This is a genomic window from Rhizobium sp. 01T444 (genome assembly GCF_056398305.1).
This window is the reverse complement of the sequence record NZ_JBFTPD010000038.1, coordinates 25922-46902: the sequence shown is the minus strand read 5'-3', so window position 1 is coordinate 46902 and position 20981 is coordinate 25922. Positions and strand designations below refer to the sequence as shown.

General features: G+C 57.2%; 27 protein-coding genes and 2 pseudogenes. 9 read left to right on the top strand and 20 right to left on the bottom strand.

All coding sequences use genetic code 11. The features are described 5' to 3' along the window. The first annotated feature begins 70 nt into the window (after positions 1–70). Together AC1DTN_RS32855 and AC1DTN_RS32850 are read left to right on the top strand one after the other, a co-directional pair. Positions 71–1228: a CYTH and CHAD domain-containing protein gene (locus tag AC1DTN_RS32855; RefSeq protein ID WP_477924314.1), complete on the top strand. Its 1158-nt coding sequence runs from the start codon at positions 71–73 to the stop codon at positions 1226–1228. Positions 1229–1454: 226 nt separating this feature from the next. Further along, the gene (locus tag AC1DTN_RS32850) at positions 1455–1682 is read left to right on the top strand and encodes a hypothetical protein (protein ID WP_477924312.1); all 228 of its coding nucleotides are present in this window, start codon (positions 1455–1457) and stop codon (positions 1680–1682) included. Between the two features lie 84 nt (positions 1683–1766). Here AC1DTN_RS32850 and AC1DTN_RS32845 read toward each other — a convergent pair whose 3' ends face one another. The 6 genes and pseudogenes from AC1DTN_RS32845 to AC1DTN_RS32820 all read right to left on the bottom strand — a co-directional run bounded on the left by AC1DTN_RS32845 (position 1767) and on the right by AC1DTN_RS32820 (position 4566). Next, positions 1767–1958 (bottom strand): hypothetical protein, encoded by a 192-nt coding sequence (locus tag AC1DTN_RS32845; RefSeq protein ID WP_477924310.1) that lies wholly within the window; start codon positions 1956–1958, stop codon positions 1767–1769. Positions 1959–2111: 153 nt separating this feature from the next. After that, positions 2112–2351 (bottom strand): annotated as a pseudogene (locus AC1DTN_RS32840) (hypothetical protein); the annotation flags it as partial. A 52-nt stretch (positions 2352–2403) separates the two neighbouring features. Next, entirely contained in the window at positions 2404–3021 is a 618-nt protein-coding gene (locus AC1DTN_RS32835; protein WP_477924329.1) for a flavodoxin family protein, read from the bottom strand. Between the two features lie 409 nt (positions 3022–3430). Next, a complete protein-coding gene (locus AC1DTN_RS32830) occupies positions 3431–3697 on the bottom strand; it encodes a hypothetical protein (RefSeq protein WP_477924308.1) in 267 nt (88 codons plus the stop codon). A gap of 75 nt (positions 3698–3772) precedes the next feature. Continuing rightward, positions 3773–3952, bottom strand: coding sequence for a hypothetical protein (locus tag AC1DTN_RS32825; RefSeq protein WP_025668369.1), 180 nt, complete (start codon positions 3950–3952; stop codon positions 3773–3775). 215 nt (positions 3953–4167) lie between these two features. Continuing rightward, entirely contained in the window at positions 4168–4566 is a 399-nt protein-coding gene (locus tag AC1DTN_RS32820) for a DUF1236 domain-containing protein (RefSeq protein WP_025668368.1), read from the bottom strand. Between the two features lie 341 nt (positions 4567–4907). Here AC1DTN_RS32820 and AC1DTN_RS32815 point away from each other — a divergent pair, with 341 nt between their 5' ends. From AC1DTN_RS32815 to AC1DTN_RS32795, 5 genes are all read left to right on the top strand, one after another. Further along, positions 4908–5333, top strand: coding sequence for a hypothetical protein (locus tag AC1DTN_RS32815; protein ID WP_162747954.1), 426 nt, complete (start codon positions 4908–4910; stop codon positions 5331–5333). Next, the gene (locus AC1DTN_RS32810) at positions 5330–6550 is read left to right on the top strand and encodes an Nramp family divalent metal transporter (protein WP_113321402.1); all 1221 of its coding nucleotides are present in this window, start codon (positions 5330–5332) and stop codon (positions 6548–6550) included. The genes AC1DTN_RS32815 and AC1DTN_RS32810 overlap by 4 nt, the downstream gene beginning before the upstream one ends. Beyond that, positions 6550–6909, top strand: coding sequence for a hypothetical protein (locus AC1DTN_RS32805; RefSeq protein ID WP_113321403.1), 360 nt, complete (start codon positions 6550–6552; stop codon positions 6907–6909). The genes AC1DTN_RS32810 and AC1DTN_RS32805 overlap by 1 nt, the downstream gene beginning before the upstream one ends. A gap of 1 nt (position 6910) precedes the next feature. Continuing rightward, complete coding sequence (locus AC1DTN_RS32800; RefSeq protein ID WP_113321404.1) at positions 6911–7237, top strand: hypothetical protein; 327 nt, start codon at positions 6911–6913, stop codon at positions 7235–7237. A gap of 184 nt (positions 7238–7421) precedes the next feature. Next, a complete protein-coding gene (locus AC1DTN_RS32795; RefSeq protein ID WP_477924306.1) occupies positions 7422–7712 on the top strand; it encodes a hypothetical protein in 291 nt (96 codons plus the stop codon). A 159-nt stretch (positions 7713–7871) separates the two neighbouring features. On the opposite strand, the gene AC1DTN_RS32790 is transcribed toward AC1DTN_RS32795, so the two are convergent. Then, the gene (locus AC1DTN_RS32790; protein WP_025668362.1) at positions 7872–8951 is read right to left on the bottom strand and encodes an ROK family protein; all 1080 of its coding nucleotides are present in this window, start codon (positions 8949–8951) and stop codon (positions 7872–7874) included. 196 nt (positions 8952–9147) lie between these two features. Between AC1DTN_RS32790 and AC1DTN_RS32785 the strand changes: the two genes are divergently transcribed. After that, a complete protein-coding gene (locus AC1DTN_RS32785; protein ID WP_477924304.1) occupies positions 9148–9759 on the top strand; it encodes a hypothetical protein in 612 nt (203 codons plus the stop codon). Positions 9760–9970: 211 nt separating this feature from the next. Here the strand turns inward: AC1DTN_RS32785 and AC1DTN_RS32780 are convergent, their stop codons facing one another. The 12 genes and pseudogenes from AC1DTN_RS32780 to AC1DTN_RS32725 form a co-directional block, all read right to left on the bottom strand. Next, entirely contained in the window at positions 9971–10966 is a 996-nt protein-coding gene (locus AC1DTN_RS32780) for a DUF3618 domain-containing protein (protein ID WP_113321406.1), read from the bottom strand. Next, the gene (locus AC1DTN_RS32775) at positions 10966–11382 is read right to left on the bottom strand and encodes a phage holin family protein (protein ID WP_025668358.1); all 417 of its coding nucleotides are present in this window, start codon (positions 11380–11382) and stop codon (positions 10966–10968) included. The genes AC1DTN_RS32780 and AC1DTN_RS32775 overlap by 1 nt, the downstream gene beginning before the upstream one ends. Next, on the bottom strand, positions 11375–11944 hold the full coding sequence (locus AC1DTN_RS32770; RefSeq protein WP_113321407.1) for a nutrient deprivation-induced protein: 570 nt from the start codon (positions 11942–11944) through the stop codon (positions 11375–11377). The genes AC1DTN_RS32775 and AC1DTN_RS32770 overlap by 8 nt, the downstream gene beginning before the upstream one ends. Before the next feature lie 452 nt (positions 11945–12396). Further along, positions 12397–13287, bottom strand: a complete 891-nt coding sequence (locus tag AC1DTN_RS32765; RefSeq protein ID WP_477924301.1) for a DUF72 domain-containing protein — start codon at positions 13285–13287, stop codon at positions 12397–12399. A 207-nt stretch (positions 13288–13494) separates the two neighbouring features. Then, positions 13495–13851 carry a hypothetical protein gene (locus tag AC1DTN_RS32760; RefSeq protein ID WP_477924300.1) on the bottom strand — a complete coding sequence of 119 codons (357 nt, stop codon included), beginning with the start codon at positions 13849–13851 and terminating at the stop codon, positions 13495–13497. A 503-nt stretch (positions 13852–14354) separates the two neighbouring features. Beyond that, positions 14355–14765 carry a low affinity iron permease family protein gene (locus AC1DTN_RS32755; RefSeq protein ID WP_025668353.1) on the bottom strand — a complete coding sequence of 137 codons (411 nt, stop codon included), beginning with the start codon at positions 14763–14765 and terminating at the stop codon, positions 14355–14357. 878 nt (positions 14766–15643) lie between these two features. Then, the gene (locus AC1DTN_RS32750) at positions 15644–16258 is read right to left on the bottom strand and encodes a BA14K family protein (RefSeq protein ID WP_477924299.1); all 615 of its coding nucleotides are present in this window, start codon (positions 16256–16258) and stop codon (positions 15644–15646) included. A gap of 646 nt (positions 16259–16904) precedes the next feature. After that, complete coding sequence (locus AC1DTN_RS32745) at positions 16905–17030, bottom strand: hypothetical protein (RefSeq protein ID WP_477924298.1); 126 nt, start codon at positions 17028–17030, stop codon at positions 16905–16907. 406 nt (positions 17031–17436) lie between these two features. Continuing rightward, positions 17437–17598, bottom strand: a complete 162-nt coding sequence (locus AC1DTN_RS32740; RefSeq protein ID WP_162747955.1) for a hypothetical protein — start codon at positions 17596–17598, stop codon at positions 17437–17439. 480 nt (positions 17599–18078) lie between these two features. Then, a complete protein-coding gene (locus AC1DTN_RS32735) occupies positions 18079–18642 on the bottom strand; it encodes an acyloxyacyl hydrolase (RefSeq protein WP_025668350.1) in 564 nt (187 codons plus the stop codon). A 355-nt stretch (positions 18643–18997) separates the two neighbouring features. Beyond that, a pseudogene (locus AC1DTN_RS32730) lies at positions 18998–19203 on the bottom strand (hypothetical protein). A 1-nt stretch (position 19204) separates the two neighbouring features. Beyond that, entirely contained in the window at positions 19205–19405 is a 201-nt protein-coding gene (locus tag AC1DTN_RS32725) for a hypothetical protein (RefSeq protein WP_025668348.1), read from the bottom strand. Between the two features lie 238 nt (positions 19406–19643). Here AC1DTN_RS32725 and AC1DTN_RS32720 point away from each other — a divergent pair, with 238 nt between their 5' ends. Continuing rightward, a complete protein-coding gene (locus AC1DTN_RS32720) occupies positions 19644–20609 on the top strand; it encodes a cytochrome c (RefSeq protein WP_477924295.1) in 966 nt (321 codons plus the stop codon). On the opposite strand, the gene AC1DTN_RS32715 is transcribed toward AC1DTN_RS32720, so the two are convergent. Continuing rightward, complete coding sequence (locus AC1DTN_RS32715; RefSeq protein ID WP_310384743.1) at positions 20610–20918, bottom strand: c-type cytochrome; 309 nt, start codon at positions 20916–20918, stop codon at positions 20610–20612. Positions 20919–20981 lie beyond the last annotated feature (63 nt).

Below are 20981 nucleotides of genomic sequence, written 5' to 3'. Positions count from 1 at the left end.
CGCTCAGCGTTGAGGACCGCCCTCTCACAGCCGGAGTCATCTTGTCGTCGGAAATCGAAATCAAGCTCGATTGTCAACGGAAGCCGCGAACGCTGTTCTTGGTTCCGATCTTCTTGGGAAACCCGACAAAGTTTTAAATCAAAAGTCGACTTACTTCGATACGGTCGATCGCACCCTATGGCGGAACGGATACACGCTGCGCATCCGGCAGGTTGGGGCGGCGCGGACCCAGACGGTAAAGGCCAGCGGCCCCAGCAGATCGCTGTTTGCCCGTTCGGAATGGGAAACGCCCCTCGAGGGAGAAGAACCCATCCTTGATCACACGAGCCCGCTGATTGGAGAGTTCGGCTGCGACCTGAGCCTCGAACCGGTGTTCGACGTCACAGTCGAGCGGCGATTGTGGAACGTCGAGGAGAACGGTTCCCGGATCGAGGTCGTCATCGATGCCGGCGAGGCGAATTCCGGCGACCGGAGTTCGCCGATCCGCGAAGCCGAGCTGGAGCTGAAGGACGGTGATCCAAGCGATCTCTTCGTCCTTGCCCGCAGGATCGACGCGGTTGCCGCATTCAGGTTCGGTGTCCGAAACCGGCTTCGTTCTCATCGAAGCGCAGAAACCGGCTTACAAGACGAAAGTCTTCACCTTGACCGCGACATGACGGCCATTGCTGCTTTCCAGGCCATCGCGAGTTCCTGCCGGCATTTCCGTCTGAATGAAGACGCGCTCCTTGACAAGCGCAAGCCCGAAGCCCTGCACCAGGCTCGGGTAGCCCTGCGGCGTCTCCGCTCGGCGTTCTCTCTCTTCAAGTCGATCGTCTCCGGCGACGAACCTGTGCGTCTCAACGGCGAACTGCGCTGGCTGGCTACGGTGCTGGGCGAGGCCCGCACCGACCATCTTGCAAATAGCGGGCTACTTGGGTCGGCACTGCCGCGTGCGCAAAATTTTGCTGCACGGGTGCTGGAGAAGAAACGCAAACGGCTGAAAAAGGACGGAAAGGCGCTTCGACGATTGACGGCGACCATCGGCACGAAGTTTCGCAAGGACACCAAGAAATTCAGGTATGCGGCGGAGTTCTCCCGCTCGCTCTTCGCTGACACGCGCGGAGCACGCCGGCACAAGAAACTTCTGAACGCGATGGAGACGCTCCAGGACGATTTGGGTGGTCTGAACGACCTGGGCAACTGGTGCGTGCGCCCTGGAAAAGCACGGTCTGGCCGGACATCCGGCTAGAGAAGTGTCATTGCGCAAGCGGGCATGCAATTTCTCGTCGAAAAGGCTCAGGGATTCGCTCGATGTCGGACACGAGGTGCTTCTGGCGATGATCCGCATCCAGCCGCCATCAATTTGTGGAACGCCGCCCGTCGTTTCGAGAACGCGACCGCATCGCACTCGAACTGAGGCATGTTCATATTCGAGGCTTCTGTTATGGTAGCGGAATCGAGTTGGAGTAACGTACATGTCAAATACGTGTCTAGTGCCGGGCGCCCTTTACTGGGCGAGGTCCCCGAAACATTTTGACGGGAACGTTACCGTCGTGCAAGTCTCCACCATATTCGGCGACGATCCGGATTATTGGACATTGGCCGTCATAGGATCAGACCAGCATTTCATGCCAAGCGAGTTCGAGATCCTGGCCGTCGCGGAATTTTCCGCGGATGATTCTCTACGCCAAGCCGCGGAATGAGCAAACCAAAGAGCGGAGCCGCCGCATCTGTGGTCGCGGACATGGTCCCAGTCGACAGATAAGGCTCCAAATGCAGACCTTCTACTAGTTCGCCGGAGGCGAATGCCGCGGCATGTCCCCTGTCGCGTCGTTTCTGGCTTCTTGCATCATCGGGCCGGGTTGATCGTCGGGTTCGGGCAGTGGTTGGTCGTCAGGAATGCGATCGGGATCCTGTGGCGGGCTATCGACCGGCGGTACGGGCGCCGGCGGCACGATGGGTTCGTTTGGAACTGACATTTGAAATCCTCCTCATCGTTCCAAAACGTCGGAGGCACCATCAAGTTCCTGCCCAGGTGCGCACTCCGTCATGTCGGTTTCGGCCCGCTGCGGCAGCGGGTGCGGAGTCACGGCCGGCCATGCAGCAAGTTGCGCGACATCTCTCCCAGGCCTTCATCCATCATCACCCTCTCTGATCCCCGACGCGACAACGTCGGCGTGGCCATCCTTTCCTTCGACCTTGAAGGTCGTCATCACGCGTAACGTCGCGAACGTGGCGATCGAAAGCACGATCGCAGTCTCATATGCTCCGAGACCGTCTGCCGTTCCAATCGGGCCTGTCGCCCAAAGGCTTGCACCCGTGGCCGTCCCGCGGATGCTCGCCTTGCCGACGAGGATCGCACCGACCCCGATCCTCGCCTCGAGCGGGTCCTTGTCAGCCGTGCCGGCTGCCATCATCATTATACTATCGCTCTTCCCCTGGATATTGAGCATGCTTCAGAAGCCTGGCGAGATGGGCGGTATTTCGGGCAAGCGTGGAAATCATCGTCTGAACCGCCTTCGGGGTCTTTTTCAGATCAACGAAGTTCGTCGATCCCATGGCCTCACCGACCCAATAGGCGACGGCGTTAGCAGGGATTGTAAAACCGACGTCGTTAAGGGCCTGGAAGACCTCCCCCGAAACGTGGTGAGCCCCGTCTTCGTTTCCTACCACCGCAACCGCGGCGACCTTGCGATACGAGACCATGCGGCCCTGTTCATCGGTCTCTTCCAAAAACGCGTCCATCCGCTCCAGTGCCCGTTTGCAAACACTTCCTGGCTGCCCGAGCCAAATTGGCGTTCCGACAAGAAGGATATCGGCGTCAAGCACCATCTTGCGAATATTCGGCCAAGCGTCGCCTTCGCCCTCATCAGACGTCACGCCTGGCTTGACGTTGTGATCAGCAAGCCGGATGGTTTTGCTTTCGACGCCATGCTTCTTGAATTCTTCGGTGATGAGCTCGAGCAATTTGCCGGTGGAGGACGCCTCAGAGGAATCGGAGGACTTGAGGGTGCCGTTCAAGGCAAGGGCTTTAAGAGACACGATAACTCCTGTTGTGCGGGGCTCGGGATGATACGGGTAGCGGCTGGCGACTTGCGGCAGCGCCAAGTGTCCAAGACGTTTGAGCTTTCTCGATCATCAACCGAAAGCGGGCGTTCAAGCACTGCGCGTGACCGCGAAGTTCCACTGCCTCAGCTAAGATATCGCCTTGTTGCACACGAAACCGATCATCGGCCGAGTTGTTCCCTCCAGGCCGCCTACAGGAAGCAATCGCTTCACGGTGCTGTTTTCAATGAGCGCAAGGCAGGCGCCTTAAGCATGGAGGAGTTTCACTATGCGAGCTATCGGATAGATATACCCGACGAGCGATCGCGGCAAATATCCCTACGAGAAGGGCCCCGCAGAAAAGTCTGTCCAAACTGACGTATGGGGAAGCCGAATCGAGGAGATTTCAGGTGCGGCTCGTCGCCCGTCGTGGGCTTGGCTGAGCCTCATCAGCTTCGATAACTTCGCCGCTGGCGCGGAGTTCCAGGATCCCAAGTTGGACGACCTTGATTAGATCCGCCATCCGTTTGCCGTGGCTATTCTGGTACTCTTCCAAGGTAGGCGTGCTAAGCGTCACGTTTCTGAGCGCAGATATACGATTGTCTTTCACTGCTTTGGCGCCAAGAGCCCAAACCCGGTCAAACAATTTTCGATCTGATTCTTTAATCGCCATGACATTTACCAAGGCTGGTCGGATCCTACGGTGAGATCGGGCCCGGGGAAGGGTGGAGCTCCATCTTCACTCGGATCAAGGGCCAGAAATCCGCGATTTGCTGACGGCCTCCGGCTGTTGGATCTGCACAAAAACCCTGGCCTGCCGATGGCTCCCGGCGTTCGACATCAGAAGCAGGACAATCCCGACCATCGCCAGCAGAATGGCGATGATTGGCAAGGCAAGACGGCTGGTCCTTGGTTCTTCGTAGACCATGCATCACTCCATCGATAACCGCCCGATCCGGCCGTGATAACGTAGACGATCGGGTATTCGTTCGGATCCACCATCACCATCTGGCCATCTTATGAAGCAATAATGAAAGTGATGACTTCTCTTCTTTGAGGCCGCACCGTTGTGGCGGCATATGGGTGCGGCCGTCTTCATTTCTCCAAGAGCTGACGCCGTTAAAAGGCGGCGTCTTAACCCCGTCAGTTAATGACCTGGATCACCTTTCGCGACGACGGTTCGACGATGACGCGCTCGTCGTTCACGATCGCATACGAGTATTTCGGATTTTCCGGAACGGGCGTCACAACGACGGTTTCGGGGAGCGGCTGACCGACGACCACCTTCTCCTTTACCACGACGCGGGTCGACGGCGCAGGCGCTTCACGAACATAAGTAACGACCTTTTCCGGCGGCGGATCGATCGCCGTACCGACGATGGCGCCGGCAACGCCACCAACGGCCGCGCCAACCGGGCCGCCCACGATGGCGCCAGTGACTGCGCCGCCTGCAGCGCCGTTAACCGTTGAAGACTGGGCAAACGCTATGCCCGACATCAGGGCGGCGGCGGCGGCCGTGCCTAGAATAAGCTTGGCAAACATCTGATTTTCCTTTTGTTCGACGCGGCCTTCCTGACCGCTGCCCAACCAACGACGGAAATGCTTTGCTGTTCCCAGGATGCGACCTCAGTCCGGGTGTGCCTCGGACCAAAGTCCGAAATCAAAGGAGGAGGCTGCGCATTGGAAAATGGCAAGGCACTCAGGTCGCAGACGCCTCGCCATGCGCTTACCTTCATGAGCTGCACTTCCCATCGACCTTATCAACGACCCCATTGGATCGGTGCTTTTCGACTTCAGAAAGATTTCCGGACGGCTTCGGTGCTCCGGAACCTGCTGACTGCACCCGCGTTTTATGGCGAAGGCAACCGCTGAACCGAACTGACATGAACAGTCCGAATTTAGTGAAAATCAGCGTAAGCGTTCTTTGCTTGGTCGCGGCAGGTTGCTCCTCTTCCGACGCGGATCAGATAAAGGAGCACTCCAGAATTGTTTCGTCATGCTCGAATTCGGCGCGCATGGCGCTTGATGGCTGGCGCATGAATCAACTCCCGGCGCCTTTTGTACAGCAGACCCTGCGGTCGACGCGGCGCAATGTCCAAAATGCAGCCTCTAAAATCGAAGCCCTTCGCCACGCCGACAGGACGCAGCGCGAATTGGTGAGCAGGTCGCTAAGCGAGATCATCGATCTTCTCGCACAAGCGCAAAACCAGGTCGCGCTTGGAGATCACGACACCGTGCAAACGGCAACCAAGCTAAGTGATGCGATAGAGCGTCTCAACCTAACGTCAGGTATGCGACGATCCACATGAAAAAAATATTAGAAATATCGCTTGGAATTGTCACAAGCGTTGGCGGTTTTCTTGAAATCGGATCGCTGGCGACGGCCGCCCAAGCGGGATCAGCATTTGGCTTTCAACTCATCTGGGCGATCGTGCTCGGCACTATCTGCATCATTTTCCTTGTCGAAATGGCTGGCCGTTTCGCCGCGGTAAGTGGCCACACGATTTCGGACGGCATCCGAGAGCGGTTCGGTTTGACATTTTTCTTGCTGCCTTTTCTCTCCACGCTGTTGCTCAATCTGATGGTTCTTGCCGCTGAAATAGGAGGAGGTGCCATTGCTCTCGAGCTTGCGACAGGTATTACCTTTCAGTGGTGGGCACCGGCAGTTGCCTTTCTAGCCTGGTTATTACTATGGAAGGGCACTTTCGGCTTCATCGAGAAAGGCGTTTCCATCCTCGGATTGGTGACCTTTTGTTTCGTCATTGCGGCGGTATTGCTTAAACCTAATGTGAAGTTGCTCGCCCTCGGTGCTTTGCCAAGTATGCCGCAGCACGACCATGCCAGCTACTGGTTTACGGCCGTGAGCATTCTCGGCGCATCGATATCGCCATACCTATTCTTGTTCTATTCTTCTGGCGCGGTCGAGGATGCGTGGGATGAAACCTATCTTGGAACTAATCGTGCAATCGCGGGGCTGGGCATGAGTTTCGGCGGCACGATATCAATCGCAGTGTTGATCGTGGCCGCTCTTGTGCTCGCTCGGAATGGGGTTGATCAAGTCACGGATTATCACCAGTTGCCGACCATGCTCGTCCCTGTATTTGGTCGCTCGGGATACTGGTTGTTTGTTGCTTCCCTAGGGATCGCCTGTTTCGGCGCAATCCTGGAACTCGGGTTGCAGCAAGCCTACCTGATTGCTCAAGGACTGGGTTGGAACTGGGGCGAAGACCGCAAACCAAGTGAAGACCCGGGTTTTAGCGCCGCTTATACGCTGGCACTTTTGTTCGCGGCCATTCCGATCATTTTAGGCTTCGATCCGCTAAAGCTGACGATCCTGTCCATGGCATTGACCGCAGCAACCCTCCCGCTAACTGTCGTCCCTTTTCTATTCCTGATGAATGATGAGCGATATGTCGGAAAACATGGCAACGGAACCGTATCCAATTCGGCCGTCGTCTTGATCATCCTGCTGGGTTCTATCTTGGCGATTGTGACGATCCCGCTCGAGTTATTTGGAGGTACGTGATGGATCTGCTGCGTGATGTTCTCGATAAGCAACTGGTCGATCGAAATGGCGTAAAGATGGGCAAGGTTGACGGCATCGTCGCCGAACTTCGGCGCGACGGCCCGCCACGGGTCATCGCGATAGAGGTCGGCGCTATCGTAATGGCCCGGCGGCTTGGCCGACAGCCACAGCAATGGATGACGTGGGTCGCGTCCCAACTCGGTGGAGACCGACACTCCCGACCCCATCGCGTCGCGTGGACGGCCGTGCGCCGCATTGGGGTTGACATCGAGGTGGACGTGGCGGTGAGCGACACCACCATATTTGCTTGGCAAGATTGGTTGAGAGACCATGTGGTAAACAAAATTCCCGGAGCATAAATTGGTTGAGATTAATGTCGAATTGTTGGTGGGGCGAGCCGTCTTATCGAGGGCAGGCAAAACAATTGGCCATATTGAAGAGGTACGGGCGCAACAAGACGGGCCAGATCTTATAATCACCGAATTCCATGTCGGCCTGTACGCAGCCATGGAGAGAATATCTGCATCGCCAATCGGCACAGAGCTCTTAGGTCTTTTCCGCCTGCGCCGCAGACACCGCGGCTATCGCATACGCTGGAACCAAATCGAACTCGGCAAGAGCGAGCTCCAACTCCTCTGCGACGAAAAGGAACTCGCTCCGCTGTTTGCAAACCATTTGGAGCGTTAGCCCGTGCCGTGTCGGCGCGGACCTTTGCGCAACAAATTGATGCTTGCAGGCCAACGGCGTGCTCCAATGGCAGGTCGTAAACGAACGTTGTGCCGGCGCCTTAGGTTGGCCTTATATCAATGGTGCGGGGAACTAAAGACAGCCCGGTCCATTTTCCTTCTGAACAATCTTAAAGGACATGGTCATGCGCGGGTTCATTGCAGCAACGACATCGATCATTCTTCTCGGACTTAGCGTTCCCGCTTTATCGCAGGCTCTCGGCGACATGGATTCCAGTGGCCGGTTTGGCGGCATGCCTCCTGGCACTGATCGTTATCGCCAGGACTATGACCAGGGCGGGGTTTCCATCCCGCTTGATGTCGCCACCGGCAGCATTACTGTCGACCGGCGTTCGACGCCGGTCTGCCCGAAGCCCGGTACGCGCGAGTGGCGCGCCGAAGCGCGGGACGGCACGTTGAGAGAAGATTGTCGCTGACGATATGGCGCGATCGACTATGACTTACGGAAAACTTGATGGTATCAGGTGACAAGCATTGCATATGGCCGGAATACTCGCGTCACCCCCAGGCAGGCGAAAATATGTCGGAAGTGAGAGAAATTCCGTGTAACGTCCGGAGGGATCTTCTCGGCCACCCTATTTCTTTTTGACCGTTCGGTTCGTGAAATGTGCATTGCCGAGACCAGTGCCGATCGTCAGCGCCGCCCAGCTCGAAACGTCCCTCACCTGCGGCATCTGCGAAAGCCCCTGCACCACTGCGTCATTATGCATAATGATGAAAATGTCATCGCCACCGATATTTGGGATGGCCTTTTTCAGCTCGCGCGGAAGGTTAAAATGGTCGCTTTCCCAATTTCCGCCCGGCAGATTTTGTCCGCCACGTGTGATTGAGCCATCGGCTTCAATGACACCTGGGCATCCGATACCGATGAGGGGGGCAAGCCTAAGACGAGCGGCCTTTGCCTTTTCGACAAGTTCCCCAAGCATGGCGGCAAGCCTGGAAATCGTTGCAGTGCGGCTCGGCTCGTCGTCGGCATGGCGCCAGAGTATAGAATCGGTGACACGCGTCTCATCAAGGTTTCGCTTCTTCCCCTTGCCGAATTCGACAATGCCCGCCCTGACGTTGGTACCGCCGATGTCAACCGCCAAGATCGCTTCATGGCCATTGAGCATCCAGTCGGGCATGAGATAGACCGCCCCAATCAAGCCGGCCTCATCAGCGTGATGAATCGTGGGCAGCAGCTTGATGTCCATCCCCGACGCGTTCAGCAAAATTTGTGTCCGGGCAATTGTGAGCTCTCCCACACGCCCCTGTCTGAACCCTCCGCCGATGACAATGCGCTCGGTCTTAGACCATACGCTGTCTTGAACAAATTTCTCGATTACCCCGGCAAAATCGTGAGCGAAACCTTCGATCGCTCCCATCACGACGGCGACCGCCTCCACATCTTCGCCCACCAGCAGGGCATCGATCTTTTTCTTCGAAAGTTTGTCAGCTGGCATGTCTTTCAACGGATCCATTCCGTGCGTCCGCTGGACCTTTCTCAGCTCCTCCAGCTTCGAGATGAATGTCGCTTTGTTCGCGTCATCGCCAAGAAAGCCATTCCTGCCACGTAGTTTGCTGCTGTAATCGTCAACGGTCACAGACGACAGTTCCGCTGCGCCATGGATTAGAGGAGCGGTCTCAAGCTGCTTTTGCGATTTTGTTTTTGCCATCGAAGCCTCAAATGTCGGCAGCAAGCCGTGGAATGGGAGGAGGTAACGCAGTGCGAAGACGAGATGTTCCATGAATAAACGTCCTTGCAACTCAAGTCCCAGCGGCTGATCACGACATGCAAAAGCGGACCACTTCTGGAACCCTATCGTCATTCATGGATTTCCCATCACCAAGTGTGAAACGGAGTGGACAACAATGACCGTGAGCCATGCTGACACAGACAAATCGGGATCCTTGTCATTGCTCTCATTCTTCGATGATCGCACTGGCGCCGAGCAAGCGGCCGAATTGCTGGTGGCGGCTGGCATTCAACGTGCGAACATTAGTCTCATTGCCGATGTGCAGAACTCACGAACAGACATAGATGAACACGACGGCCTCTGGAGTAACATCGAAGATTTCCTATTTCCCAAAGAGGATCAGGCCGTCTACAGCGAGGGTATTCGGCGGGGCGGCCATGTGCTCGCGGTCTCCGGCCTTTCAGAGCGCAATTACGAGCTGGCGCTCAGCATTCTCGATGAGGCGGGATCCGTGGATCTTGATGAGCGGATCGTGACATGGCGCTCCGAAGGCTGGAATGATACCCAAGGATTCCTGGATCAGCTGCAGCACCCACCCGCCGTCATCGACCGCGACGTCGCTGCCTCGCTTATCGGGAAGGGCCGAGGCGACGAGGTCGCCCCGGTGATCACCGAGAAGATCAAATTCGGGCAGAAGAGCGATCGGAGCCGAGCCCGCGTTCGGGTCTACACTGTTGAGTACATTTTGAAGGATGCCGGCAAAGATCCAACCGGCTCTCCTCGATGACCGCACGACCTTTCTCCCAGGTCGTGGCACATTTTCAAGCAGAGGTCAAAGCGTGGGTCCTTAGACTGGGCTTTACCCAGGCGTCAGCACGATCACAGGCGAACCCGTCGGCCGTTGCCTGAACATCAGTCGCTCACCCGTTGAGTGCACATGGCGGGCTGTGCCCAGAGGTCATAGATCAAAACGCGCCGCGCCTTAACTCAACGACACTTTATGTCGCAGCGCCCTTGTTCTTTAAACCATCCACTTCATCGATGATGCGGCCCTTTGCTGCATCGTGGAGATCCGCCGTCACCGAGAGTGCTTTGTCGAACACAGCGGAAGCTGCATCCTTGCCGTATTCGAGTGCGTCTTCCGCTTCCGAAGCAGCCTTGGCCCTGACCGCGTCAGCTGCCTCGCCAAGGATCTCATCCTCCTGTTCTGAGTGCGGAAGTGCTGCCCCGATCGCCGCTCCGACTGCGAAGGCGAGAGCGCCACCAACCAGCGGCTGGTCACGGAAATGCGACAGAATTGCTTCATTCAACCGGTTCGACTGATTCATGAGGGTCGTTCCGGTCGAGCCGGCAGCGCTGGAAACGGATCCCGCGGCCTCGCCGATCTTCTGAGTCGCGCCGCCGACCGCACCCTTGACACTGTCCCAAGTGTCGGATGCCCACCCCAGCGAAGCATCGAGAGCAGCGCCCGCTTCATCGCTGATGGAAGAGATGCGCTGGCCGGCCGCGTCCGAAAAGCCGCGATAGGCTTTGCCGGTTGAATCAAGGAAATCGCCGGCCCGACGTCCCGTCTCATCGGTAAGAGCCTTGAAGCGTTCGCCAGCCTCGTCCGTAAAGTGGCTGTAACGAAGGCCGCCGATGTCTTCTGGCGGGCCAACGCGTTTGATTGTCCCCCGCGCGGGATAGAACGGAAGAACCTCCCGGTCGTCCGGCGCCGGCAAGCCTTGAGACCCGGAGGCGCCCTGTTTAGCCACCAGCCACGCAAGGCTCACGCCCATTAACGCTACCGGCAGTGGGTTGGCCTTCACGGCTCTTCCAAGGTTGGTCAAATAATCAGCGCCGCCACTTCCCTTGGCATAGGCAAGGACCTCATCAACGAGCTGCCCGGGGGACATCCGTTCCTGGATAGCATCGATCCGCGCTTCGATCCTCTGGCGATCGTCGTCGATCTCGCGCTGTAAATCGGCGGAGGATTTTTCAGAAGATTGCGTCATCACATTTTCTCCTTGACAACGTCCACATCACGGCGAAGCGACGCGGTCGTTCGATTAAGTTTGAATCGCGTACCCCGCAAGGCAGCAATTCCTCTCGACACAAGCGCCCAGGCAATGGCGGCAATGACGACACCGACAATCACGGCTGCTAGCGCCTGCGCGCTGGTTTCGCTCATGCCGTTCTGCACAAGCGCGGCCGCAAGTCCGCCGACCAAGGCGCTGAGGAGCACGCCGACGGCGCCGATCGCGAGCACGACACCAATTAAAAGAACCTCCACGCCGCTCAGGGCGCTACTGAGTTTTTCCGAAGCCTCAGTCTTGGCGAGATCGATTTCCTTGCGTAGCAGCCCTGTAACGTCCGCGAGAAGCCCACCGACCAATTCAGCCAAAGGCGTGTTGTCTCCTAGCTTAGCCATTGTTCGTTCCTCCGGTGCGATCGGACGAATCCTGTGCATGTGATGTCCCGTCAGGCGACCCCTGTGAGGGGCGTGACGCCGGGCGTTTTGCCGAGGCGGTTAGGAACCGGCTTGCTACCAGACCGGCCAGTGCCGCGGCACCGAGAAAAGCGACAGGCTGACGACGGCCGAATGCCTCCGCCATGCCGGCGATTTCGCCGAGATCGCGCCCCTCCATATCCTTTGCAATTGCCTGAATGTCGTGACCTATGCGTCGGGCAAGTCTGCCCACGTCCCGCTGGTCACCGGCTTCCAGTTCGCTGCCGACCTTTTCGAGGGCAGTAGCCACACCGCCGACCTGGCGTGCCGCGAAATTCTTTTGCTCGGCAGCTTTGTCCTGGACCTTGGTCATAACAGTTGCAGCACTTGCCTCGACGGCATCCGCAGCCTGTGTGAGGTCGCCTGAAACCCTGTCCTTGAGATCGCTGAGCGTGGGGGCCGGGTGTGCGGACGGTGAAGCATCATTGCTCCTTGACGACAAGCCGGATGGACTGAATGGTCCCGGGCGGAATTCTTCGGGCATCTCTGCCTCCCTGAGGTTGACGAATCTGTTCAGATGCCTCCCAACTTCGCTGCAGCGGGTTTGTTCCTGGGACAACCGGTCCTGTTGCGGCAGAAACTTGCTAGGACATGTTCCCCAGGTTCGCCCTTGACTAAAGCAATCGTTTTTCCGGTTCCTGGCCGGGTCCCTTGTTACCTGCGGCCGAACGGCCACGCTTCGGAAGCCACAATGCGAAGATGGCCGAGAGAGCTGCTGATGACAGAAAGCGTACAAGCGCTGGATCGGACCCCTAAGGGCGGGTGGTGGAACACGATTGTGATCTCAGCCCATCCGGATAGTCACCACCAGGAAATTGGTCGACTGGTTTAATTTCGCTAGTGAGTTGTCGCGGCCTTTGCGAGATGATTTATCCCATCGGGGATTTGATCGAGCGCAAAATGAGCGCTTACTCGGCGGACCAGAGAGACACGGCTTCAGACCGGCCAACCGGGCCGTCGAGCAAGAATTTGACAAAGCGACTTAGCGTTCTTGGTCGCATTTGCGTCTCTGTCATTGTTGAAATACGCCCATACGCGCTTGGCTCCACTCCTTCTTATACGATCAGCCCAATGTTCCAGCTCGTCGTCGCTGTAGTCGTGACGATACCATTGTGACGTGCCATGGAAGCGCACGTATATGTCGTCTGTCGTTTTGATGAGATCATCGGGAAGACGTGGTCCACTGGTCGAACAGAAGGTAATTCCTGCTGCTTTGAATTTCTCGAAAACGTCCTCTTCCCACCAACTCTTATGACGAAATTCGACGACATTTCGACGGCTCGGATCAAGCTGGCACAAGATCAGGTCTAAAGTCCGGGGCGAATAGCGGACGCTCGGGGGTAGCTGAAACAGGAAGCATCCCATGCGATTTCCCAGCAAATCCGCAATATAGTAGAAATCCTGGATCAGCCCCTCGGTACCTTCGAAGCGCTTGATATGGGTTATCAGTTCACAGACCTTGACAGTGTAAATGAATTCTTCCTCGGCTTGGCGAAGCCAGGTCTTTACCGAGGCGACCGTTGGCCAAGAATAAAACGGGGCGTTTAGTTCGACGGTTTGAAATTGCGTTTGATAAAAAGAAAACCATTTGTTCCGCGGTAGATCCCTGGCGTAGAAGCGACCGTTCCAGTGCCAATAGTACCACCCAGAACAACCGACATGGACGCTGGCATCACGCGGGATATCGGCGAGCCTTGGCCGTTGCTGTTCCAATCTAGCATCGTGCATCTTGGAAGCACGCACTTCGTTTGCAGCGCGCTGCAATTGGCGCCGTTCGGCCCGCCGGGCTTTGCGCATAGCAAGTTCTTCTGTTGTTTTGACCGGCAAATGACACCTGCAGATTAAGATGCTACGCCAACGGAATCTCGACAGCTTCGAGGAACGTCGATGGGAGCGCTCTTGATTGCCTCGGGACGTCTTCCCCTGTCCCTCGACGACACCCCCGTGGCGACGCGGCTCGGATTGATCACGGCCCCATGAAAGTATGCGCAGTCGTTCAAATGGAGACGACGCGCTCGTCAGAAGTGGTCGACTTCACCGAACCTTCTCTGTCCCGCTGGGAGTGGTAATCATCGTGGGGCCACCGCCGTTACCCGTCGGTGTGAGGTCACGGTCAGTCGCTTCCGGCGGCCTGCTTGCACCGCTTGCCGGATCGTTATCGAACGCTGTCGGACTGGAAGGTTGTGCGTTGATAGGATCCGGTTTCGTCGACGCCGTAGCCTGCGGATCTTTATCGATGCTTTCACCCCAGAATTCCGAAGCTCCCCAGGCGACCGCAGCAAGCACCAGCCCGCTTAAGAGTACCAGTAGGACCGGCCTGCCACGGCTTCCCTGTCTCGCCTCGGTCGCGCTTTCCGTTACCTGCTCCGTGCGATTATTCAAGCGTACCATCGTGTCAACTCCATCCAATCTGATGTGTGACCAACTTTCGTCAAGCCTACATGTTCCGTCCGCGTGGTCCGTCGCCTCTGCTCCTGTTCCAGACGCATTTTCGCTGCGGGCGGTTATGAAGTTTTGGGCGAACTCCCCAATGTCTTGAGCTTAATCCTCGGCAAGCCCAGCTCGTGTCTCGTCCACCGCAAGACGGCACTCTGTCCTCGGCATGCCGGAAAGGATGGCCGCTCGCAGCCGACGGCGTGGTTGTTTTGGCGGTCGCAGCCGGGGCGATCTGATGCGTCGCCATCCTTGGGCCGCTCTCAGAATGGTTCCTGCTGTCGAAAAGATTCGGCAAATTCATCGGTTCTGCTGGTGATGCAGCATTTTCACAAACGAGACATCCACGTATTTCAGGGGCGGTCGACGTCCTATCGGTTCAAGCGGCGTCGGCAACCACCGACCGGTACCGAGATAGCGACACAGACGAGTTGATGGGCCTGACCCGGGGTCAGAATTCACTACTTTGATGGTTCTAAATTCTCGACCTTCTCGTCCGCCATGACTTCGACGCACTCGGCCTTTTCCGCTAGTCGCTCGCTCATCTCGCGCAGCTGGCGCTCGTCGAGCTTTTCGATGCCGACGAACTTATTCTGGGCTTGAGAGGTAAGAATGAGTTCGTCGAGCTTGGCTTGAAGCGCCCTGCCGTCGCGGTTCTGGGAGTTCTGCAGGACGAAGACCATAAGGAAGGTGATGATCGTTGTGCCGGTGTTTATGACAAGCTGCCAAGTCTCGGAGTAGTCGAAGAATGGCCCCGACGCTCCCCATATGATCACGAGCGCGACCGCGGAGGCGAAGGCCACAGGTCGCCCGGACCAGTCGGCGATCGTGGTGGCGAATTTCGAAAAGAAGTTGGACGTCGCATTTTTCATGATGATGACCTATCCTTCCCGGCTCATTGGAACGCAAACACTTGGCACGAGGTTCCTTGCCACGGACTTAGGTCTGATGGTCGTACTCGGTCCGGAGAGCGGCGGCTTGTCGCAGAAACCAGAACATAATCCTGACCCACTCGAAATTCCTCCTCCTGACTGATGACATTTTGGACGGCAGTTCCTTTAAAAGAGGGGCTCCTGTCAGTGCACTGAAGCCGAGCTTAGGGCATTCACGCCTGTCGCCCCCACAGACCGACATAGTTTCCGATCAGCATCGTGGCGATATCGTCGGCGCTACGATATCCGTTATTGAACAGGTCAGTGGCGGCGCTAAAGAATGGGGTGGAGGCACACCCGTCAGTGGGCACTTCATAGAACGCGAACCACTATTGCGCGACTTGAGGCAAGATGCGGTAATCAGGGCCTTGCATAGCGATTTCCTCCGCATGCGAGATAGCGTAGATGCTTCGGGTCAAGAACGCCCGCTCTATCCAATGCCGCTACCATCGAGTGATTTGGTTTGCTCAGACTGAGCCTGAGATCGAGCAGCGAGATCCGGCAACCCGAAAATTGCGGAATTGTCCACCAACCCTATACGCTCTTTCCTCCGCGCTTGAGTGCGCCGTTTCCATCGCACGAAGTCGCAATCACGAGTTGCACGAGACTGCCGGCTCCAGGCGGCCAGCTATTTAAGATTTCGATCTTGCCGATGGTCGAACCGCACTTGATTCTATCGCCGCGCTTCATTTCGCGCGCTCGACACGAGGCGCCTGAAGTTTTCGAGATGCGACGAATACGAGCGCCGGAACGCGCTATCGCCACACGCGTCGCAATGAAGAGGCGAGCTCGTCCTCTGATAATCGCGCAAATTTTTGTCACTTCCTCCGCGGGTCCCCCAGGTTTTCAGCCGACGCAATTTCTGCGGCGGAACGAATCTCGCAGTCGCGCCGCTGACCCTCGTATGGCTGATAAGTATTGTCCTGCTCCCTATAAGACTGATAGTGGGCGGCACACCACGCGGCCTTGGAATTTCCACCGCGGGCTTCTGAGACCACAGTCACATCCGCCTCAGTCGGCTGTGGCGTAGTATATGGCGATATGCAAGTGCGGATCCGTCCGCTGTAGGTGCGGTAGTTGTTGGTCGCGCGATCGAATGAGCGATAGCGCCCCGCGCACCAGTTCAGATGCGCCGCCGATAAAACCGGGAGTTTGCCAGCCGTCGCCTCGGGATTGCGGTTCGGCTTGCGGGTGGCAAGCACTACTTTCGGTGCATCGGTGACATAGCTCGAATAGGCGGGTGGTAGACGCTGGTAGTCCTGCTTGCTGCGATCGATGCGAACCGGGTTTGTGGTCCAGAGGTCCGGGGCCGACAGCCGACCGAACGAGTGGCCCTCAGAGTGGGCCATGACGATAGAGGCGACTGAGGCGGCGCTGATGCAGGCGCCGAGGGAGCTCACGATACCGAATGCCAGCGTTGCAATGGCCTTCATGTCAAGGTCCTGTTTTTCTTGAGGAGGCGGGCGCTTCGGGCATGCTCCCGTCCGTCAGTTGAAGATCTGTATGACTTTTCTGGATGAGCGCTCGACGATCGCCCGCCCGCCGGGCACCAGCGGATGGCGTTGGCCGGGTCGTAACCTTGCGAGGCATTTGGTCTTCCTTCTCAATCGAACGAGCATCTCAGCCGCCGGGACAACGGACAAATTCACAGCGCGTTCCATTGGGTAGGACCTTGGTCGGACATGCCCCGGACCAAGGTTGTAGCCCGGGAACAATCGCCATCGACCTTCATTTGCGAGACAGTCGCCGCCCCGCAGTTACAAACATTTGGAGAAATTACACGATGGAATCCGCGCGCATCGCATTCGCGTTAAGAACGGCCGCGACGGCGCTCGCCCAGTCGTTCAAGGACGGTCTGCACAGAGGCTCGGCAGAGGTGGCGCAACTCCGAGCAGTGAGGCCTCGCGCAGTTCACCAGCGCCGTCGAAAACCGGCGCGAGCCCTGCCGACTCCTCACAGGAGAACCCATGGAAAGACGGGCAGCGTTCGCGGCAGATTAAGAAGAGTGGGTGGCGGCTGCAGCCGTCCCTGCTGAAGCGACAGGCCGGCGTCGCGAGCCATTAGAACGATGCGTGGGCACTACCTTACCTGCGCAAACCGATAGGGCTCCGGAATGTCGCGCCCTTCAAATGCTGGTAGCGCGTAGGTCGCCGCAATGGCGAGCAGGACAACGGCAAGCGAGGTCGAAATCAATGCGATCTTCATCTGATACCTCCTTAATTCCCAAAAACACAACCTGCTAGGCGACGGATGGTTCCGCGACCCGTTTGTCTGTGCGGCAAGGAAATCTCAGATCGAGTCGCGAGTGACCCAAAGGAACGCTGCTTTCAGTAACGTCTGAAAGAGCAATATTTGTATTGCCCTGAGCGTCGGATGAAGCGCAAATGCGATATCGCATTTACCGGGGCCTCCTCCTTTTGGGCCCCGTGGTCAGAATTTCGGGCCGATCGAGCCACACCGCATAGCGATTGATTGTAGTTGGAGGTTCCTCCGAAACTCCTCCGTGGGCATGAAAGCAGACGGGTCCGTTCCAACCCAGCATTCACTGTTCCAATTATTGAACACCGTCTCCTGAACGCCACCGAGAGTGGGACTTTGTAGGCGTGTTCGGCTATAAAAGGAACCAAATGCCGACGAGGATCAGGAACCCGGCCAGCAAAGCAACCGCCCATGCGGATTTGGCAACCCCTCCTTTGGGTGGGGGATTGTGCTGTCCTTCGTAGGGCGTGCTCGGATCGGTGGAACCGTAGGAATCGCTGCCATCATCTGCCATTGGACCCTCTCCACTATGCAGATCCAACCTCAATTGCGGATACTTGTTCCAGCTTCCTGTGAAGCAGTTCTCAAGGTCTGCGTCATCCTACAGTCGCTACTGCGCATCAAATCGCCGTCCAGCCCGACCGTCGCTTGTTGCCGCATGGATAAGACGTCAGCTCTCTTGCCGGGCTACTTCTGTTTGCCGCATCGTCAAAGCAAGATCATGCAGTCGGCCCACTTGGCAAGCGTTCCCCGAACTTGATCGACACGCATTTCTGGACAGCGAAAGCGCCCATCGGCGATAAAGGACGCCACTATGATCCTGCTGGAAGGTGCCGGTCAGACCGCCGGGAAGGGCTATAGAATTAGCGCGAGCCAAGCGCTGTACGCGATCTGATGTGGAGGGTGTCGCGTCCAACGGTAAGCTAAGCCTTTCGAACGCACACGGGTCGCCATCGAGCCTGCCCTTGGCCGAACTCTTGTACAGAGACTTCGATTAAAACTTGTACCCGACCTGCAGCCCTGCGCGTGTCATCCCATCGTTGGGGCTGCAGAGGTTTGCGTTCGATGAATGCGCGATTTGAGCCAGCAAGTTCCAGTGTTCTGTGAAACGATAGCCGGCACCAATATATTCGTGGAACAGGACACGACAGCCGAGATTGGGGCCGTCCTCGTTGCCATCCAGATTCCCCGTATGGATAACTCCGCCGAATCCAGCTTCGGCAAAGACCTTGCTGGTCAAATCAATCGTCCAACTAAATCCCGTGAAAAATTGCGTTGCTTCACCCGCGGTTCCGATGGACGTCCCAAGGTGCACGCGCGGACGCATGAGCTGATCTCTCCAGTTCGAGGCAGATTCATACCCGAATGGATCGAAAAAAGCAGTTATTTCGGGAAAGACGCCATCTTCGGCAGAGCCGCCGCCTTGGACGGACGTTGATGTGCCGAAACGCAGTTCATCAAAGACCTGATCCCCCGCTGACGCATGACCACCAAGGAAGGTCGCCGCTATGAGAGAAAGTACAAATGACAGCTGGGCGTTCAGTCGATTTCTGCTCATTGCACGTTGATTCCCTCGCAAACCGATTGGCCAATTGCTAGCATGCCCGGGAACAATGGAAAGTATTTGTTTCGACGCTTCCGATAAAGGCGCAAGACAGACGCGTTTGGATCACACATCACGAGTGCAACAGGAGTCGACGGATCGTTGTACCAACTCGTTTTGGGGCCTTGGCCCCCCACGCTCGACCCGGGTGTCGCCCACCTGCCCATTTCGAGCGCATTTCGGACGTGGCGGTCTATAGTCGCCTAATGCGATGAATAGGTTTTCTCCGACGGGATGCCATTCCTGACGACGCGGCTTAAAGAATGTCGTGCTCAAGCTTTCTGCGGAGTACGTTGCATGCAAGAAATGATTAGCGCATCCGTCCTTCGTTCGAGCTGTCGGGATCGTAGTTAATGTCCCAATCCTTCGCCGGCTCTTGACCGGGAGGGATCTTGTGTACGGTCGCATCTTCGGAACCGGTGATCACCGTCGGCTTGGCACTATGAACGCCGGACGCTTTTCGATCGGCTTTCGTTTGGCGAACTGACCCTCGGCATCCTTTTCGACGTCTGCCATTTTACTCGCCTTTCTGCTTGTAACCGTCCGATACAGTCTTGACCTTGGGATCGGCATTCGTCTCCCCATTTGCATCCTCCGCGTGATCCGGATTGTCCTTGGCGCGCAGATAGCCACGCGGGGTGTTCTCCTGCGGGCCCTCCCAGCGGGGTGACTGATCGGTAGTGCCGGCGGCGCCATCTTTCGGTTTATTCATTCCCATGACAAATCTCCTTTCACTGGGAGCTTAACTTTTGCTGCAGCTCAAGGTTCCCCGTGGATGCGCCGCTTTCTCGGTAAACCATTCCATTTGCTCGACAGCGCAGTCGTGCCGCAGCACGCGACGGGGATGGGTCATCTGACTTGTCAAACGGGCGCATACCGGGCCCGAGCTTGCGGAACCCGCGACAAGGATTATTCGTTGCTACAGCGAGAAAAGACACAGCGCTGGTTGGAGCGTGATGAAGAAAGAGAGCGAGTTTGCCGCCCAATTAACATCATCCGCCGATGGCAGCCGCCCTTGGCCGATATTGGCATGTCTGGGAACAGTAATCGTCTTGTCCGGTCTGTTGATCGGTTGGAAGGTTACCGAGGCTGTTCCCGCATTTCGGCCGAATGATGAGCGCCTCGAAGGCGGCAACGCAGCGCGTGGCAAGGCGGTATTTGACGCAAGCGACTGCGCATCGTGCCACGCAAGCCCTGGTCAGCCTGACCGGCTTCGCTTGGGAGGCGGGCTGCTGCTGGCGTCTCCCTTCGGCTCCTTTCGCGTACCCAACATCTCGCCCGATCGCAGCGACGGCATCGGCGCTTGGTCGGCATCTGATCTGGCGAACGCATTGGTTGCCGGCATCTCACCCCAACGCCAGCATTATTATCCGGCCTTCCCATATCCGAGCTATACGGCGATATCCGTCGACGACATCAGTGACCTCTACGCATACCTTAAGACATTGCAACCTGTTGCCGGCAAACAGCCGCCGCACGAAGTTCCCCTGATTTTCAGATACCGTCGTGTGCTTGCCTTCTGGAAGATGCTGTTTTTCAGGCAGGGCCAGTCCGAAGCCACCCTCAACGGCGACCCGCTTCACGATCGCGGCGGCTATCTCGTGGAGACCCTCGGCCACTGCGCCGACTGTCATTCCACACGAAACAGGCTGGGTGCCATCAAATCATCGACCCGATTTGCCGGCGGACCCGACCCGGAAGGGACAGGCTTTGTGCCGAACATCACGCCGGAGCGCATCGGCACCTGGAGCGAAGCCGACATCGTTGTAATGCTGGAGACCGGGGAAACCCCGCAACATGGACGGGTGGGCTCATCAATGGTGGACGTGGTAACGAACACCAGGCAACTGCCACCGGGTGACCGTCAAGCCATAGCCCGTTATATCAAATCGCTACCGCCGCGACCGACGCCGGAGCCTTGATCAGTGAGAATAAAGATAGGCCGCAACGTCACGCGCTTCTGCTTCGGAAATACCGGTAGCAGGCATTGCCGAAGTCGGTGAAAATAGCTGTGGCGCCACGATCCAAGCCGTGAGGTTCTGCGGGGTGTTTGTCACCACACCTCCGATGTAGACCTGTTGGCGAAGATCTGACAGGCGCCCACCCACTTTTCCGTCAGCACCAGCTATTCCAGCGATCGTGTGGCATCCGCCGCAACCGTATCGGCGAAGCGCGGCTGGAGCTCGTGTCACATCTCCCCCAGTAAGCGCTTCGGCGACGTCTCGAGCCATGGCCCTTTGCCTGATCAGATCAGCAGCGAAAGCGACCGCTCCAGCCGCCAGCAAAAATAGCAT